The sequence below is a fragment of the Xanthomonas cannabis pv. cannabis genome, from assembly GCF_000802365.1.
In the GTDB taxonomy this organism is placed as follows: Bacteria; Pseudomonadota; Gammaproteobacteria; order Xanthomonadales; family Xanthomonadaceae; genus Xanthomonas; species Xanthomonas cannabis.
On record NZ_JSZE01000045.1, the window covers coordinates 26,087 to 41,690 of the forward strand.

15 protein-coding genes and 1 pseudogene are annotated in these 15,604 nt (G+C 66.0%); 2 read left to right on the forward strand and 14 right to left on the reverse strand.

From position 1 onward, the window contains the following. Nucleotides 1-188 precede the first annotated feature (188 nt). The 4 genes from murU to OZ10_RS09790 all read right to left on the reverse strand — a co-directional run bounded on the left by murU (nt 189) and on the right by OZ10_RS09790 (nt 4,237). Entirely contained in the window at nt 189-899 is a 711-nt protein-coding gene (gene murU, locus OZ10_RS09775; RefSeq protein WP_039564675.1) for an N-acetylmuramate alpha-1-phosphate uridylyltransferase MurU, read from the reverse strand. After that, complete coding sequence (locus OZ10_RS09780) at nt 896-1,915, reverse strand: aminoglycoside phosphotransferase family protein (RefSeq protein WP_039404674.1); 1,020 nt, start codon at nt 1,913-1,915, stop codon at nt 896-898. The genes murU and OZ10_RS09780 overlap by 4 nt, the downstream gene beginning before the upstream one ends. Before the next feature lie 45 nt (nt 1,916-1,960). Beyond that, entirely contained in the window at nt 1,961-2,233 is a 273-nt protein-coding gene (locus OZ10_RS09785; protein ID WP_039404677.1) for a GlsB/YeaQ/YmgE family stress response membrane protein, read from the reverse strand. A gap of 510 nt (nt 2,234-2,743) precedes the next feature. Beyond that, a complete protein-coding gene (locus OZ10_RS09790) occupies nt 2,744-4,237 on the reverse strand; it encodes a M20 family metallopeptidase (RefSeq protein ID WP_039404680.1) in 1,494 nt (497 codons plus the stop codon). Nucleotides 4,238-4,394: 157 nt separating this feature from the next. Between OZ10_RS09790 and OZ10_RS09795 the strand changes: the two genes are divergently transcribed. After that, the gene (locus tag OZ10_RS09795) at nt 4,395-4,769 is read left to right on the forward strand and encodes a ComEA family DNA-binding protein (RefSeq protein ID WP_005993268.1); all 375 of its coding nucleotides are present in this window, start codon (nt 4,395-4,397) and stop codon (nt 4,767-4,769) included. A 299-nt stretch (nt 4,770-5,068) separates the two neighbouring features. Continuing rightward, nucleotides 5,069-5,818, forward strand: coding sequence for a HutD/Ves family protein (locus OZ10_RS09800; protein ID WP_039564677.1), 750 nt, complete (start codon nt 5,069-5,071; stop codon nt 5,816-5,818). Between the two features lie 9 nt (nt 5,819-5,827). On the opposite strand, the gene OZ10_RS09805 is transcribed toward OZ10_RS09800, so the two are convergent. The 10 genes and pseudogenes from OZ10_RS09805 to OZ10_RS21195 form a co-directional block, all read right to left on the reverse strand. Further along, complete coding sequence (locus OZ10_RS09805; protein WP_039564678.1) at nt 5,828-7,495, reverse strand: sulfite reductase subunit alpha; 1,668 nt, start codon at nt 7,493-7,495, stop codon at nt 5,828-5,830. Beyond that, a complete protein-coding gene (locus OZ10_RS09810; RefSeq protein ID WP_039564684.1) occupies nt 7,492-8,466 on the reverse strand; it encodes an FAD:protein FMN transferase in 975 nt (324 codons plus the stop codon). Before OZ10_RS09810 ends, OZ10_RS09805 begins: the two co-directional genes overlap by 4 nt. 359 nt (nt 8,467-8,825) lie before the next feature. Next, the gene (locus OZ10_RS09815) at nt 8,826-9,629 is read right to left on the reverse strand and encodes a DUF4198 domain-containing protein (RefSeq protein WP_039564679.1); all 804 of its coding nucleotides are present in this window, start codon (nt 9,627-9,629) and stop codon (nt 8,826-8,828) included. A 160-nt stretch (nt 9,630-9,789) separates the two neighbouring features. Further along, nucleotides 9,790-10,305, reverse strand: coding sequence for a DUF2271 domain-containing protein (locus OZ10_RS09820; RefSeq protein WP_039404693.1), 516 nt, complete (start codon nt 10,303-10,305; stop codon nt 9,790-9,792). A 21-nt stretch (nt 10,306-10,326) separates the two neighbouring features. Next, nucleotides 10,327-10,965 carry a PepSY-associated TM helix domain-containing protein gene (locus OZ10_RS09825; RefSeq protein WP_039404696.1) on the reverse strand — a complete coding sequence of 213 codons (639 nt, stop codon included), beginning with the start codon at nt 10,963-10,965 and terminating at the stop codon, nt 10,327-10,329. A gap of 6 nt (nt 10,966-10,971) precedes the next feature. After that, nucleotides 10,972-11,730, reverse strand: a complete 759-nt coding sequence (locus tag OZ10_RS09830) for a tetratricopeptide repeat protein (protein ID WP_039404699.1) — start codon at nt 11,728-11,730, stop codon at nt 10,972-10,974. Further along, nucleotides 11,723-12,409 (reverse strand): Fe2+-dependent dioxygenase, encoded by a 687-nt coding sequence (locus OZ10_RS09835; protein WP_039564681.1) that lies wholly within the window; start codon nt 12,407-12,409, stop codon nt 11,723-11,725. Before OZ10_RS09835 ends, OZ10_RS09830 begins: the two co-directional genes overlap by 8 nt. Before the next feature lie 47 nt (nt 12,410-12,456). Continuing rightward, complete coding sequence (locus OZ10_RS09840) at nt 12,457-14,775, reverse strand: TonB-dependent receptor (protein ID WP_039564682.1); 2,319 nt, start codon at nt 14,773-14,775, stop codon at nt 12,457-12,459. Nucleotides 14,776-15,100: 325 nt separating this feature from the next. Then, nucleotides 15,101-15,430, reverse strand: a complete 330-nt coding sequence (locus tag OZ10_RS09845; protein WP_039404706.1) for a non-heme iron oxygenase ferredoxin subunit — start codon at nt 15,428-15,430, stop codon at nt 15,101-15,103. Next, a pseudogene (locus OZ10_RS21195) lies at nt 15,427-15,604 on the reverse strand (GNAT family N-acetyltransferase); the annotation flags it as partial. The pseudogene OZ10_RS21195 and the gene OZ10_RS09845, both read right to left, overlap by 4 nt.

Sequence of the window (15,604 nt, forward strand, 5' to 3'; positions counted from 1 at the left end):
GAGGCGCGGTGTGCCTTGCGCTTCCCGGCCGCGCGTCTATCTGCAGCGCCCAGGCTGTCGGAGCACGACCCCTAGAGCTTACAGAGCGGATGGTCTGTTGCGCTGCTGCAAGGACCCGTCGGGATGGTCGGTGCGCCTGGTGCACGCAATGCCGATGCACACCGCGCGATGCGGCGTTGTGGCCACGATCAGCCGCCGTCGTGCAACAACTGCGCATCCAGGTCCGCCAGCCGCTGCGGCGTGCCGACATCGGTCCAGCGCCCGGAATGATGAATGCCATCGACCAAGCCTGCTGCCATCTGCGCACGCAGGATCGGCGCCAGCGCAAACCGCGGCGCCGCGCTGCCCTGCGCTGGCAGCGGGCCAATCACCGATGGCCAATCGCGTAGCAACGCCGGCCGATAGACACCGATGCCGGCGTAGGTATGCGTCGCAGGGAGATCGGCGCGTACCTTGCCATCGGCGTCCAGCGCGAAATCCGCACGCGCTGCATATGCAGGTTGGTCGACCAGCACCAGCTGCGCCAATCCCTCCGGCGCACGCGACAGGCGGGCAAAATCGAAATCGGTCCAGATGTCGCCATTGACCAGCAGAAACGGTGCATCGCCCAGCAGCGGCAGCGCATGCAGCATGCCGCCGCCGGTTTCCAGTGGCGTCGCACCTTCGTAGGAATAGGTCAGTCGTAAACCGAACGTGCTGCCGTCGCCCAATACCTGGGGAAACTGCTCGGCCAGCCACGAGGTGTTGATCACCACCTCGTCCACGCCCAGTGCCGCCAATTTGCGTAAATGCCACACGATCAACGGCGTGCCGCCGACGGATAGCAGCGGCTTGGGCGTGCGCTCGGTGAGCGGGCGCATGCGCTCGCCGAATCCTGCGGCAAAGATCAGCGCTTTCATGCGGTGACCTGCTGCACGCGTGCTGCCAGTGCGGGCTTGATCACCTCGTCCAGCAGGCCAAGCAACGGCGCAAGCTCGGTGTAGCGGGGCAGTACCTCGTCCAGATACGTGATGAAGCGCGGCACGTTCTCCAGATACCAATGCTTGCCATCGCGATGGCTCAGGCGCGAAAAAATACCCAGATTCTTCAGATGCCGCTGCACCCCCATCCAGTCCGCATCGCGCAGAAACTGCGCCAGTGGCGGTACCGGCAATCCGGCCGCACTTGCGCGCGCGTGGTAGCGCTGCAGCCAGCCGTCCACGCGGGCAATCGGCCAGCTCACCGAGGTGTCCTTGAACAGGCTGATCGGGTCGTAGGCGATCGGGCCGATCACGCAATCCTGAAAGTCCAGCACTGCCGGGCCATCGGCCACCGGCATCAGATTGCGCGGCATGAAATCGCGATGGGTGAACACGCGTGGCTGCGCCAGGGCGTTGTCCATCAAACGGCGCTGCACCAATTGCAGTTGCTCGGCATGGCCACAGTCCAGCTGCACGCCGAGATGGCGTCCCAGAAACCATTCCTCGAACAGTCCCGCATCGCGTTGCAGCAGCGCCTCGCCGAACACTCCGCTGTCGGCAGGCGGCGGAATCTGCTGCAGCAACAGCAACTGCGCGATGGCACCATCGATCAGGCCATCGGCGTTGGCGTCGGTCAACACCTGCGCCAACGTCGGCACGCCCAGATCCTCCAGCAGCAGAAATCCGCTCTCCAACTCCTGCGCCAGCACCTGCGGCACGCGAACGCCGTGCTCACGCAGCACGCCGTGCGTGCGCAACCACGGCGCTACATTCTCCAGCGCTGGGGGCGCGTCCATCACGATGCGATCGACGCCACTGCCCTGCGTGCGCCAGTAGCTGCGAAACCCGGCATCCGTGGACGCGCGCTGCAGCATGGCGCGTGGATCGTTGAGGGCCTGGCGCGCCCAGTGCAGGCGCAGCGCGTCGCGCGCAGTGTCCGAAGGTGATGACGTCATATTCTATGGTGTTTTGTCGTGGTGGGGCAGGCGCGCGGGCAGCGCTCAGCGTTTGCTGCCGCTGAACAACCGCAGCAGCGCGAGGATGGCGATGGCACCGAGCAATGCGCCAAGGAAACCGGCCGGCTCGCCTGCGCGGTACCACCCCATGTAGCGCCCAAACCAGCTGGCAACAACTGCACCGGCGATCCCGAGCACGATGGTCAGCAGGCAGCCCAGGCGCTGGGTACCGGGGGTGATGAAACGCGCCAGCAGCCCGACGACAAAACCGACCAGCAGGATGTAGAGCCAGCTATCGCTACCAAATAGATTGTTCATCGCAGCACCGCGAGTGGACGGGATCGGCAGCCTAGCATTTCGGATGTCGCTACCTGGCGCCGCGGGCGCAGGAGTGACCGCGCCGATGCATCGGCTTCAGAGAGCGTAGTGATTGGCTTCTGCCGCTGTGCGCTTTTGATTCGTGCGAAGCCATCTCCCCGACCAGCCGCTTCCCAAGAGACATGTCCGCAGAAAAATATCGCGGATGAGGTTTGCAAAACCAAAGGCATCGCAGGCGACGCTTCAGGGAAAGACAACGGCTCTGCATCGGCAAGCCACTCCCAAATCCGAAGAGGAGCAGATCCTAAGCCCCTCTCCCATTGGGAGAGGGGTTGGGGTGAGGGTACGGGGCCAGGCGACGCGTAAGGCCAGGCAGAGCCAAGTGCACCAGGAGCCTTCTCGCCAACCCGCCAGCCAGCCCACCCACCACGCAAGCACCCGCACGAACCGCCACTCACCTTTCCCAGCAACCGATGCAAGCCAACTGCATGCATCGGTTCAACCGCTAACTCAACAGCAACCGTGACCCCCATGCCGGGTGCCGCTATCGGCCGCCACCGGCGAGCCACTGGTTTCGCCTCGCAGACAGGCCGCGTGATGGTCGGCGATCACCTTCGATACGCAGGCGGTGACGCGCTTGCCCATCGGGATATGCAGGAACTCGTTCGGACCGTGTGCGTTGGAGTGGGGCCCCAGCACGCCGGTGATCATGAACTGCGCACCGGGGAACTTCTCGCCCAGCATGCCCATGAACGGGATCGAGCCGCCTTCACCCATGTACATCGCCGGCTTGTGGAAAAACGCCTGGCTGGCGTCGTCGATGGCCTTTTCCAGCCACGGCGCCATAGCCGGTGCATTCCAGCCGGACGAGGCCTTCTCCAGCTCCAGCGTCACCTGGGCGCCGTTGGGCGGATCACGCAGCAGCGCTTCCTTGAGCAACTCGCCGCAGGCCTTGCCGTCGGCCGTCGGCGGCAGCCGCAGCGACAGCTTCACCGCCGTCTGCGGACGCAGCACGTTGCCGGCCGAGGCCAGCGGCGGCATGCCGTCCACACCGGTGATCGACAGCGCCGGGCGCCAGGTGCGGTTCAACACCAGCTCGGTGAGGTCCTCATGCATCGGCACCAGGCCATCGACCATCGGGAACTTGTCGAAAATGGCGGTATCCAGCGTTGCCGCTGCAGCCTTGGCCTGGCTCAGTCGTTCCGCCGGCACCTCGACATGCAGGCCGTCCAGCAGGATGCGGCCGCTGGTTTCGTCTTCGATGCGCGAGAGCAGCTGACGCAACAGCCGGAAGCTGGACGGCACCACGCCGGACGCATCGCCGGAGTGCACGCCTTCTTCCAGTACCTTCACCGTGAGGTTGCCGCCGGTCAGGCCGCGCAACGAGGTGGTGCACCACAGCTGCTCGTAATTGCCGCAGCCCGAGTCCAGGCAGACCACCAGCGACGGCTTGCCGATGCGCTGTGCCAGGTGGTCCACGTAGGCCGGCAGGTCGTAGCTGCCGGACTCTTCGCAGGCCTCGATCAGCACCACGCAACGCGCGTGCGGCAGGCCCTGCGTGCGCAGTGCCAGGATGGCCGCCAGCGAGCCGTAGATGGCGTAGCCGTCGTCGGCGCCACCGCGGCCGTACAACTTGTCGTCGCGCAGTACCGGCTCCCAGGGGCCAAGGTCGGCATCCCAGCCGGTCATTTCCGGCTGCTTGTCCAGGTGCCCGTACAGCAACACGGTGTCGTCGCCCGATTCCGGGCCGGTGGCCGGGATCTCGATGAAGATCAACGGCGTGCGGCCTTCCAGGCGCACCACCTCGACCTGCATGCCGTCGATCGCCTGTGCCCGCGCCCAGCTTTCCATCAGGGTGACGGCCTGCTCCATGTATCCGTTGGCCACCCAATCGGTGTCGAACATCGGCGACTTGTTGGGAATACGGATGTAATCGACCAGTTGCGGGACGATCTCGCGGTCCCAGGTGTCGCTAATGAATTGGTCGATCTTGGCGCTGTCCATGGAGGCTCCGAATGCGTGACGTAGCGGCACATTCTACGCCGGTGACATGGGGTAGGGATTTCCCTACAAGGCGGCGCGCAGTTCACCGGCTGTGTGAAAAGTTCGTTGGCGATAGGATTGCTGCATGTGGCGCGGGACACTGGCTCCGCCGGCAGGAATGCTGGCTAGGACCATCACCCAAGCCACAAGGAGCGTTGCAATGAAGTCATTTACCGTAGTCCTGAAGTCCCTGCTACTGGCGTTGCTGTTGTCCTCAAATGCGTACGCGCTTGAGAAGGTCGATATCAATACCGCGTCTGCTGAGGAATTGGACAAGGTGCTGACGAACGTCGGGCGATCAAAAGCCGAGGCAATCGTCGAGCACCGTCAGGCAAACGGTCCCTTCAAAAGTGCCGAGGAACTGGCACTGGTCAAGGGCATCGGACTCAAGACGGTCGAACGGAATCGCGACCTGATCGAGGTAGGAGCCACGATGGCTCCCGCCAAGAAGGCTGCCAAGGGGGCGGCGGTGAAACCGGTGGGACGGCGTTAAGGGGAAGGGATCCGAGATACGGTTCGACGCGAGGATGCGTGGCCGCAACCTAACTGGACAGGATGTCTGGGGGATGGCTGGAAGCCGACAAGGACGTGGAATCGCCCGGTGTTGCACTTGGATGTGCAGCCGGGCGTTTTTCGTTGGGGCAGGCGGAACTGGCGGCTCCGCGGAAACTGGTCCACTCCATGAGCGAGGGCCGTGCCGGGCAGGCGGGGCAGGGCAGCGGTGATGTCTGCGTGCCCGGCCATCGAGGGCGGGTGACGCTGTGACGGCAGGGCTTGGGGCACAATGCGCCGATGCAGCTGACAGACCTGAGCAGCCGGGTGATTCCGGCCACCGACTACCGCCGCGAGCGCTGGCGCAATCAATTGGGGTGGACGCGCGAGATCCTGCGGCTTGGGGACGCCGAGCACTGGGCGCTACGCCTGTCGATCGCCGAGATCGAGCAGGACGCTGTGTTTTCTGCGTTTCCGGGCGTCGACCGCGAACTGGTGCTGCTGCACGGTAACGGCATGCGGCTGCAGTTTGGCAACGGCGAGCACGCCGCCGATGGTGATGCGGGCCATGGCGATGCTGCAGGTGCAGATGCAGATGCAGATGCAGATGCAGGCAGAGATACAGGTCAGAGCGGCGACCTTCTGATCAACGCGGCTGCTGGCGTGGCCTCCCCTCGTGCGGGCCGTCGTGTGGCGTTGCTGCCGCCTTACCAGCGCGTCCGATTTGCGGGCGAAGAGACGGCGAGTGCCGAACTGCTCGACGGGCCGACCCAGGACTTCAACCTGATGTGGCGGCGCGATCTATTGCGGACCGAGCTGCTGCATCGGCCCCTGGTCGGCACCATGCTGTTTTTCGCCGACCCTTCCAACGCCTGGGCGATCCATTTGCTGGCCGGTCAGGCCAGTTTTGGCCGCGATAGTGCGCTGCCGCCGTTGGCGGCCGGCGATACCGCCTGGCTGAGCGCCGCGACACGCAGTCGCTACGTTCTGGATGGCGGTGGCGAGTTGCTGGCGATTCGGGTGAGCCCGTATCCGGGCGCGGCCGAGTAGGCCACAGGCTCAGTACACGTCGCGGCGGTAGCGGCCGCTGTCCACCAGCGCCTGCCTGAGTTCGGTTCCTAAAATGGTGTCGAGTGCGCGATCGACGTCGGGTGCCATGCCGCGCAGGCTACCGCAGAGATAGAGGCGGGCGCCGCGGTCGACCCACTGGCGCAAGGTGTCGGCAGCGGCGGTGAGTACATGTTGTACGTAGCGCGGCGCGGCGTCCTGGTCGCGCGAGTACACCAGATCGAGACGGGCGATCCAGCCCTCACGCCGCCACTGCTGCAATTCTTCGGTGTAGAGCGCGTCGTATGCGGCATTGCGTTCGCCGAAGATCAACCAGTTGTTGCGCGCGCCCGCGGCAATGCGTGCGACCAGATGCGCGCGCAACCCGGCGATGCCGGTGCCATTGCCGATCAGCAGCATGGGGTGCTCCGGTACCGGTGGATGGAAGCCCGGATTGCTGCGCACACGCAGCGCGATGTGTGCACCGATCGGCGCATGCAGGCAAAGCCAGGCGCTGCCGACACCTGGGCGTCCATCGGCCTGCCGGTGTTCGCGGATCAGCAGTTCGGCGTGTCCTTCCTCGGGGATCGATGCCAGCGAATACTCGCGATGCGGCAACGCAACCAGGTTGTGCACCAACGCGTCGAGGTCTGCATTGAATATCGCGGCATCGGCATCGGCATCGGCATCGGCATCGGCATCAACATCAACATCAACGTCAACATCAACATCGTCAGGCAAACGCGCGCCGCTGAGCCAGTCGCGCAGCGGGCGGCCGTCGATCATCCGCGCGCCATCGCATCGGTGCTGCTGCAACCAGGCCTCCACCTGCTCCGGCGGATTTTGCGGGGCGATCTCGGCGATGTCGCCAGCCTGCCAGTGCGGCAGCGGCCCCTCGCAGGGCGTGAGCCGAAGCCGATGGACTGCTGCGCCGGCACTGCCAGGATTGACGTGGCAACGGTCGCGTAGCTGCCAGGCGGCATAAGTCGGCAGGCTCCAGTTCGGCTGCGCATCGAGCGCAGGTGTGAGTGCCGCCAGATGGTGCTGCCACCGTTTCAGCGCAAGCGGGTCGGCATTGTCGACCTCGATGCGCTCGAACAGACGGACGCCGCCACGCGCCTGCAGGCGATGATCGAGGCGACGACCGAACGCGCAGAACTGCGCGTATCGCCGATCGCCCAGTGCCAGCACCGCGTACTGCACGGCTGCCAGATCCTGCCCGTCGTCGCTGAGCCAGTCGCGCTCCGCTACCTGTGCGTGATCCGGCGCATCGCCCTCGCCGGTGGTGCTGACGATGCACAGCAACCGCGGTACGCGCGCCAGTTGCTCTGCACTGACCGCCTCCAGCGGCAAGGCGTGGGCGCCAATGCCTGCCAACTGGAATGCCGCTGCGCTGCGTTCGGCAAGCTCGCGTGCGAACCCGGTCTGGCTTGCCCACGCGATCAGCAGGCTGCTGCCGCGCCCGTGCCGCGCACCGGTCCGGGTGCGGCGGCGGAGGAAGATGGCGGTGCACAATCCTGCATAGCTCGCCACGCCAAGGCCGGCCCACTGCCAGCGATGCGGAGTGGGCGCGCTCCACCATGTGCCAGCATGCAGGCTGGCAAACCATGCGCCCAGCGCGGCCAGGGCGAGCAGCAGCGCGCCATTGCCAAACCAGATGCGGGCAGGTGCGCCGCTCACGACGCCGCCAGGTGCTGCTCGAACGCGGGGCTCATCGCTTCGCTCAGGGCGCCGTCCTGTCGGGTCAGAAAGCGCACGGCCAGGTTGGCGTTGCGTGCGTAGGCCAGCCCGGCATCGGCGCCAAGGACGGTCATTGCAGTGGCCCAGGCATCGGCATGCATCGCATCGCACGCGAGCACGGTCACGGCAGCGGGCGCATGCGCGATCGGGGAACCCGTGCGCGGGTCCAGCGTGTGCGTGTAGCGCGTTCCGTCCGCGTCGAAACGGTGCCAGCGATCGCCGGAGGTGGCCACGGCCAGTCCGTCCAGGGCGACTACGCGGGGTGGCAGTGCAGCGCCAGCCTCTTCATCGGGCGCGGATTCGACCAGCACGCGCCAGGCGCTGCCATCGGGCTTGCGTCCATAGCCGAACAACTCGCCGCCGACCTCGATCAAGGCGCTGGCAATATCGGCCTTGATCAGCGCGTGGTGCACACAATCCACGCCGTATCCCTTTGCGATGCCGGACAGGTCCAGCGCGACGGCACCTGACTGCAGCAGCCGCTGGCCATCCAGCTCCAGTCGCCGCCACCCGCAACGCAGGCTGGCCAATGCGATCTGCTCGGGGGAGGGCACGCGTCGCCGGCCGCCGGAAGGGCCAAAACCCCACAGCTCGACCAGCGGCCCGATGGTCGGATCGAACGCGCCACCGCTGGCCTGCGCGATCTGCAGCGCGGCGTGCAGCACGCGCTGGAAATCCTCGGGCAAGGGATGCCAGCCTCCCGCAGCAGCACGGTTGTAGCGGCTGATGTCCGAGCCCGCTTCCCAGGTGCTCATCTGCGCCACCACCCGGTCGAGCGCAGTCTGGATGCCTGCATGCAGGGGATGCAGGTCGCGCGTGCGTGGCGCCACCAGCTTCACGCTCCAGGTGGTGCCCATGCTGCGGCCGCCCAGGGTGGCAAGCGTTGCGTCTGCGGGAATCGGTGAGTTCATACGTGGACTGGTGGGCGGGCGCTGCGGCAGGAACGCCATGGTGAGGTGCGGCGCAGCCGATTGCATCCGCATGCTGGCGGTTCGACGATCAATGCCCTCTGCTGTTCGCATCCTTCCAGCATCCCGGCGTGGACCGTTGCGACGCGGACGGTAGCGCGGGGCGACGGCTCCCTCGTGCACGGTCCTGGTATGCCACCAGAACCGTTGCGCGCGCTGCCGTCACTGCGGCCAAGAAAGCTAGAAAGCAGTCGCCAGGTGGGCATCGGCCCTGCACATGAGCCGAAAGTGCACGAGGACACGCAGATGCCGAGCACCGACCGCGTCTGCCGGCTGGTGCGTAGCAATGGCGTCAGCCGCTCTTATTGCGGCAGCACTTCCAGCGTTGCCACATAGCCCAGGCGACGCTGCTTGGCCTGCGGCAGCGAGGTCCTGGTGTCTTCGCTGGTGGTCTCCAGCCAGTACATGCCCGCTTCCGGCCAGGTCACGCTGAAGTTGCCCTTGGCGTCGGTCTTGAGCTTGATTTCATGTTGCGCATCGCGATAGCGGGTGCCGCCTCGCACGATTTCGATCTCGAGGCCGGCTGCCGGCTTGCCATCCAGCTGCAGGGTGAACTGCGCCGCTTCGCCGGCCACCAGATCGTTGGGGTGGGTGACCGGTAGCAGCTCGATGCCCTTGCCGGTGGGCTTGAATACGGTGGTGGTGGGAGCGCCGCGGGTAACGAAGGTCTCTACGCGGTTGAGCGATTGCGAGACCTGCAGCTCCTGCGCATTTTTCGGCACGTCGGTGGCGAAGCTGGCTTCGTTGCCGCGCCAACGCTTGGGCTTGCCGTCTTCCTTCCAGCTGGCGAACAGGCCGGCGTTGACGATGCCGAGCTTGTAGGTGCCCGGCTGGGTGAGTTGCAGGTCGAACACGCTGCGGTATTTGCCGGTTGCCGGATTTTCCGGCTTGAGCGTGCTGCCGTCCGGCGCAGTGATGCTCAGGTTGTCCAGGCGCAGCGGCACGTGATTGAAGTAGAACAGGTCGTTGGACACCGCCGCATCGACGGTGATCCACGGGGCTTCGCCGGCCAGCACGGTCTGCGACGGCAGCAGCCAGGCCTTGTGGGCCAGCGCGCTGACAGGAAGTGCGGCAAGCATGGCGATCAGGGCGAGCGAACGTGTCATGACAACTCCTTGAAGACGATCAGGTCGATGGGGCGCGTGGTTGAGCAGCGCGCTGCGGCGCTGCGGGGGCAATAGGCCGGCGAGGTAGAGCGTGTTTGCTGCGAGGAAACCGCGTGCGTCCTGCGCGCCGCTGCATGCCTGGCCGCGGCGCGCTCGCGCATCACGGTTTGGCAGTCAGGGTGACCGTGCCCAGCTCGCTGCTGCCGCTGGCCTTGGCGGATTGCGCAGACGTGGCCGGCCAGGTGAAAGGCACCTTGACCAACTCACGCCCGCCCACTTCGCGCGCGGCCTCCACCACCAGCGTGTATTGCCCGGCCGGCAGCGCCTTCAGCGCGCCCTTGGTGTCGGAGAACGACAGCGCGTGCGCGCCGGCCGGGCGGGTCGGGCCGGTCACGCCATCGACCGGCACGGTCAGGGTGCGGCCGGACTTGCGCCACCACTGGCGCAGGTCCGGCAGCCACTTGGTGCCGTGGCCTTCGGCGGTGTCCTTGGACTGGTACCAGACCGCCAGGTTGGCCGCGACTTTCTGATCGGCGCCTTCCAGCCAGATCGCCACGTACGGGCGGTGATATTCGGCGACATTGAGCTTGGGGATTTCGACGTTGATGTCGAGCGTGGCCGCATACGCCGGCATGGCGAGCAGGCCACTCAGGGCGATGGTCAGGGTGGCGCGCATGATCGTCTCCGGTAACGAGGGTCAGTGGATCAACAGCAAGGCAAGCAGGAGCGGCACCAGCAAACCGAGGCCGACCAGCGGCCAGGTCATGCTGCGCTGACGGGCATGTAGGTGCAGCAGGAACAGGCCGGTGATGCAGAACACCAGGCAGGCGATGGCGAACACGTCGATGAACCAGCCCCAGGCTGGCCCCGCGTTGCGGCCCTTGTGCAGGTCGTTGAGGTAGGCGATCGCGCCACGCGTGGTGGATTCGTATTCGATCGCGCCAGTGTGGCGGTCCAGGCTCAACCAGGCATCGCCGCCTGGGCGGGGCAGGGCCACGTACACCTCGTCCGCGGACCACTCGCCGCTGCGCGCGCCGATGCCGGTGTCCAGTTCGCGCTCCAGCCAATGCGCCACGCGTGGCGGCAGTGGTGCGTCGCCCTCCTGCGTGTTGCCCAGGGTGGTCAGCAGCGCAGGCGGCAGGGTCAGTGCGCGCTGCTCGGTCGATGGGCTGGCTTCGATGCGTGCAGCGTGATTCAGGGTCAACCCGGTAAGCGTAAACAGCAGCATGCCGATCAGGCACAACGCCGAACTGATCCAGTGCCACTGATGCAGCATGCGCAACCAGAATCCGCGGCGTTGCCGGGCGTTGGCGACAGCGTCGTTCGAGGTGGACATGCGGGTCTATGCCACGTCCGCAGAGGCAGACGGCTGCGGGTGCGCCTGCCGCAGGGCCACCTGGCCCAGCAGTGCGCGCAGGCGCGGCTGCGGTGCATTGGCCAGCAGCGGCGTGAGCTGACGCAGGAAGCCGGCGTGTCCCCCGGCGATGGCGCGACGCATCCACTGTTCGGCCAGATCCAGTTCGCCACTGTCTGCCAGCAAGGTGGCATAGCTCGCCTGGCCACGGAAATCGCCGGCTTCGGCGGAGCGGCAATACCAGTGGCGCGCGGCCAGCGGATCGGGGCTGCAGGCCAGGCCCTGGTCGAGATAACGTGCCAGAAAGTTCATCGACTTGGCGTGGCCACGCTCGGCCGCGCGGCGATACAGCGCCAGGGCCTGCGCGTGGTCCTGCGCCACACCCCGCCCGGAGGCGTACAGATGCGCCAGGTTGTACATGCCCCACACCAGGTCGTGCTCGGCGGCGCGGCGGTACCACAAAGCCGCCAGCATCTCGTTGGCGGCAGTGCCAAACCCCAGCTCATGGCAGCGGCCCAGTTGATTCATCGCCTCCGGATGCCCGCCATTGGCGGCCACTTCGTACCACAGCATTGCCAGGGCCGGGTCTGCGGCGATGCCGCGCCCTTCGGCATAGATCTGGGCGAGCAGCAGTTGCGCGTTCGGATCGTGACCGGCCGCAGCCCTGCGCAGCAACGCAATGGCCTGGTCCGGCTGCGTGCGCAGCAGGCCGATCCACTGCGCAGGGTCCAGTGCAGGCTCAGACATCGGCCCATTGCCGCAGCAGGTTGTGATAGACGCCGGTGAGCTGGACCAGCGACGGATGGCCGGGGGTGTCCTGTGTGAGGCGCCTGATCGAGACATCCAGTTCGAACAACAGGCGGCGCTGCGCATCGTCGCGCAGCATGCTCTGGGTCCAGAAAAACGACGCCACCCGCGTACCGCGTGTCACGGGCATCACCTTGTGCAGGCTGGTGCCGGGGTAGATCACCAGGTGCCCGGCCGGCAACTTGACCGACTGGGTGCCGTAGGTGTCTTCGATCACCAGCTCGCCACCGTCGTAACTATCCGGGTCGCTGAGAAACAGCGTGCCCGACACATCGGTACGTACCGGTTCGGCGCCACCGCGACTGCGGTCGTACCGCACCGCGTTGTCGACGTGATAGCCGAACGACTGCCCGCCGCTGTAGCGGTTGAACAACGGCGGATAGATCCGGCGTGGCAATGCCGCCGAAAAGAACGTGCTGCTGCGCGAGAGTGCCTCCAGCACCAGCGCACTGGCGTCGCGCGCCACGGCGCTGTCTTCGGGCAGCTGCGCATTGTCCTTGGCCTGTGCCGATTGATGGCCGGCGGTGATGCGGCCGTCTGCCCAATCGGCCGCGTCCAGTCGCGCGCGCAACGTGTGCAGCTGCGCGGGCGTCAACACATCGGGAATGGGCAGCAACATGCGGTGTTCTCCACGCCGTCCGTGCCAGCCGGACGGCGTGCCGGGGGTCAGAAACTGAAGGTGGCGTTCAATACTGCCGAGCGGCCGTCGCCCGGCAATGCCCAGCCGTTTCCGGCGGTGACGGTGCCTGCGGCATTGACGGTCAGGTTGTTGCGCACGCTGGTGTAGTACTCCTTGTCGAACAGGTTGTTGACGTTCAACTGCAGGCTGAGCCAGTCGTTGACGCGTAGGCCGACCATCGCCCGGTGCACCCAGTAATCGTCGGTCTTGATGTAGGCCGCGCCCGACGCATTGTTCGGATAGAAGCCGCCCTGATAGGTGACGCCATAACCAAAGGTCCACTGGTTGAGCGAATAGGTGGTCCAGATGTTGCCGGCATTGCGCGGGGTCTGCACCAGTTCGCGTCCGGCGACCGGATCGCCGGTGAGGCTGGCGGTGCGATTGGACACGCTCTGCAGCACTTCGCTGTCCAGGAAGGTGTAATTGGCGAAGATCGACCAGCGGTCGGTCAGGTACCCGGCCGCACCCAGCGCGATGCCGTCCACGCGTGCCTTGCCGTCCAGCACCTGCTCGGGAATCAGCGGGTCGCCGCTGTTGACCTTGTAGTTTTCGCGCTCGTTGCGGAATACCGCCGCGGTCAGCGCCAGGCGCTCATCCAGCACGTCCCACTTGCCGCCCAGTTCGATGTTGACTGCCGTTTCCGGCGCCACATTGCAGTTGGCACCGGCAGTGGCAGTGGCGATCGGGGTGCACGAGCCGTTGACCGAGGCCTTGGAGGGCGTCTTGCTGTTGGCGTAGGACAGATACAGGCTGGCGTTATCGGCCGGCTTGAACACCAGGCCGGCACGATAGGAGAACAGGTCTTCTTCGTTGCCGGCCGGGAAACCTGCGGCAACGCCGGTGATGCCACCGGCGGCGTTGACGGTGTAGGTGGTGCTATCGCCTTCGTTGTGCTCGTAGCGCCCGCCGACATTGAGCATCCACTGCTCGTTGAACTGCAGCGTATCGAACAGGTAGATCGCCTGGTTGGTCAGGCTGCCCTTGCTGTGAGCGGTGCGGAAATAGTTCTGCGGGCCGGTCCAGATGTTGTACGGATTGTCGAAGCTCTGCAGCGGGTAGGTGATGCCTGTGGTGGAGCCGTCGGCATTGCGGAAGGTCGTACCGCTGTCCAGCTCGAAGTCTTCCTTGCTGAAGGCCACGCCGGCGACGATGCGATGCTCGATGGCGCCGGTGCGCAGCGTGGCGGTCAGATCGGTCTGGCTGTGCGCAATGAAATTCTCGGTCTCGCGCACCAGGCCGCGCGGGCCGCTGTTCGGATTCCAGGTGGCGGGCGGCTGGCTGACACAGGTACGACCGGTGTACGGGTCGGTGCCATCGGGCAGGCACCAGGTGCCCTGCAGCGCGGTGGCATTGAGGCTCTGGTCCACCCGCTGCAGGCGCGCCAGGCTGCGCAGTTTGAGGGTGTCGCCAAAATCCATGTCCAGCACGCCGGTGAGCATGTCCACGTCGATCTCCTGACGCGAGGTATTGCGATAACCGTAATAGGTTTCGCGGTCCACGCCCGGCAACGGGCCGTCGTTGAACGGGCTGAGCGCAAACGGCACGCCGTACTGCGGCAGGTTGTTGTCGTGCTGGTGCAGGTAGCTCAGGGTGAAGCGGGTGTCCGAGCCCAGGCCGAAGGCCACCGACGGCGCAAAGCCCCAGCGGTGACGGAATTCTTCGTCGCGGCCCGGCACGTCCTGGGTGTGGCCCATCGCGTTCAGTCGCACGGCGGCGCCGTTGTCGAAGTCGTGGTTGCTGTCGACGGTGAGGCGGCCGTAGCGGTCGCTGCCGCCACCGATCAGCACGTTGGTGAAGTCGCCCTGGCCGGCCGTCTTGGTCACCAGATTGATGTTGCCGCCGACCGAGCCGGCACCGGACATGGCCGAATTGGCGCCGTTGATCAGCTCCACCGCTTCCAGGTTGAAGGTATCGCTGCGGCTGTATTGCGCGCTGTCGCGCACGCCGTCGGTGGTGATGTCGCTGCTTGCCGTGAAGCCGCGCAGGTTGATGCTGTCGCCATAGCCGCCGCCGCCTTCGCCCGCACCGAAGGTGATGCCGGGCAGGGTGCTCAGCACATCGCGCAAGGACAGCAGATTCTGCTGGTCCATGGTCTGCTTGGTGACCACGGTGATGGTCTGCGGCGTATCGCGCAGGGCTTCGGTGTACTTGGGCGAGGACGGCTTCTGCGCACGCTCCTGCTGTACCCGGATGGCATCCAGATCCACTGCACCCGGAGGGGCCGGCGCGTCGCCAGGTTGGGCAAGGGCGGGGGCGGACAGCGTCAACAGCACGGCCGAGGTGAGCGGGGAAATCCTGGGAGTCATGAGATGTCTCGAAAAGGAAAGCGATGCTCCGGCCTGGCGATGGCTCGGCGGATGCGGGAAGGGTCGAACGCCGCCGCTAGCCCACCGCGACCCGCCGGCTGCCACCACACGCGCGGCGGCGCGGCGCTGAAAAGCGCAGGCCGGCAACAGGCGGATCAGAGGTGTCGGGCAGGGCAGGGCGCATGGGATCGCAGGCAGGTCAGATGTTAAGAAGACCTGAAGGGCTGCGATCTTAAATGCAAATCATTCTTCTTTGCAATCTTCGCCGATCGACGGCGCACGCTGTCCGCCGATGGCGGGCGCTAGTGTGGGGTTGCGGGTCGCCTCAGCGGTCGTCGCGGGTCCAGATGCCGTCGTGCTCGCGCTTGACCGGAAACTTGGGCACGGCAGTGTACGCGGGTGCACACAGCGGGCGGCCATCGCGGATATCGAAGCGCGCACTATGCAGCTGGCACTCGATGGTACCGGCCACCGGGTCGAAGCTGCCGGGCGACAGCTCGTAGTCTTCATGGCTGCAGCGGTCTTCCAGCGCGTACAGCTCGCCGTCGAGGTTGAACACCACGATGGGCGCGTCGGTCACTTCATCCCATACGGTTTGCAGTTCGCCGGGCAGCAAGGCTGCGCTGGCGCAGACAAAGGTCCACGTCTCGCTCACGGGGATGCGCCGTCCAGCGGTTTTTCCAGCACTTCGAAGCGCAGATCCTGACGCAGCGGCACGCCGAAGCGTTCGTCGCCGTACGGAAATGGCTTGAGGATGCCGGTGCGCCGATAGCCGCGGCGCTCATAAAAGGCAATGAGTTCGTTGCGCACATCGATCACGGTCATGCGC

Bases quoted from the DNA above. Each gene is read 5' to 3' on its own strand.
- OZ10_RS09830 (WP_039404699.1), bottom strand. From the start codon at position 11,730: ATGTCTGAGCCTGCACTGGACCCTGCGCAGTGGATCGGCCTGCTGCGC.
- OZ10_RS09840 (WP_039564682.1), bottom strand. From the start codon at position 14,775: ATGACTCCCAGGATTTCCCCGCTCACCTCGGCCGTGCTGTTGACGCTG.
- OZ10_RS09825 (WP_039404696.1), bottom strand. From the start codon at position 10,965: ATGTCCACCTCGAACGACGCTGTCGCCAACGCCCGGCAACGCCGCGGA.
- OZ10_RS09835 (WP_039564681.1), bottom strand. From the start codon at position 12,409: ATGTTGCTGCCCATTCCCGATGTGTTGACGCCCGCGCAGCTGCACACG.
- OZ10_RS09800 (WP_039564677.1), top strand. From the start codon at position 5,069: ATGCAGCTGACAGACCTGAGCAGCCGGGTGATTCCGGCCACCGACTAC.
- OZ10_RS09815 (WP_039564679.1), bottom strand. From the start codon at position 9,629: ATGACACGTTCGCTCGCCCTGATCGCCATGCTTGCCGCACTTCCTGTC.
- OZ10_RS09810 (WP_039564684.1), bottom strand. From the start codon at position 8,466: ATGAACTCACCGATTCCCGCAGACGCAACGCTTGCCACCCTGGGCGGC.
- OZ10_RS09795 (WP_005993268.1), top strand. From the start codon at position 4,395: ATGCTGGCTAGGACCATCACCCAAGCCACAAGGAGCGTTGCAATGAAG.
- OZ10_RS09780 (WP_039404674.1), bottom strand. From the start codon at position 1,915: ATGACGTCATCACCTTCGGACACTGCGCGCGACGCGCTGCGCCTGCAC.
- OZ10_RS09790 (WP_039404680.1), bottom strand. From the start codon at position 4,237: ATGGACAGCGCCAAGATCGACCAATTCATTAGCGACACCTGGGACCGC.
- OZ10_RS09785 (WP_039404677.1), bottom strand. From the start codon at position 2,233: ATGAACAATCTATTTGGTAGCGATAGCTGGCTCTACATCCTGCTGGTC.
- OZ10_RS09820 (WP_039404693.1), bottom strand. From the start codon at position 10,305: ATGCGCGCCACCCTGACCATCGCCCTGAGTGGCCTGCTCGCCATGCCG.
- murU (WP_039564675.1), bottom strand. From the start codon at position 899: ATGAAAGCGCTGATCTTTGCCGCAGGATTCGGCGAGCGCATGCGCCCG.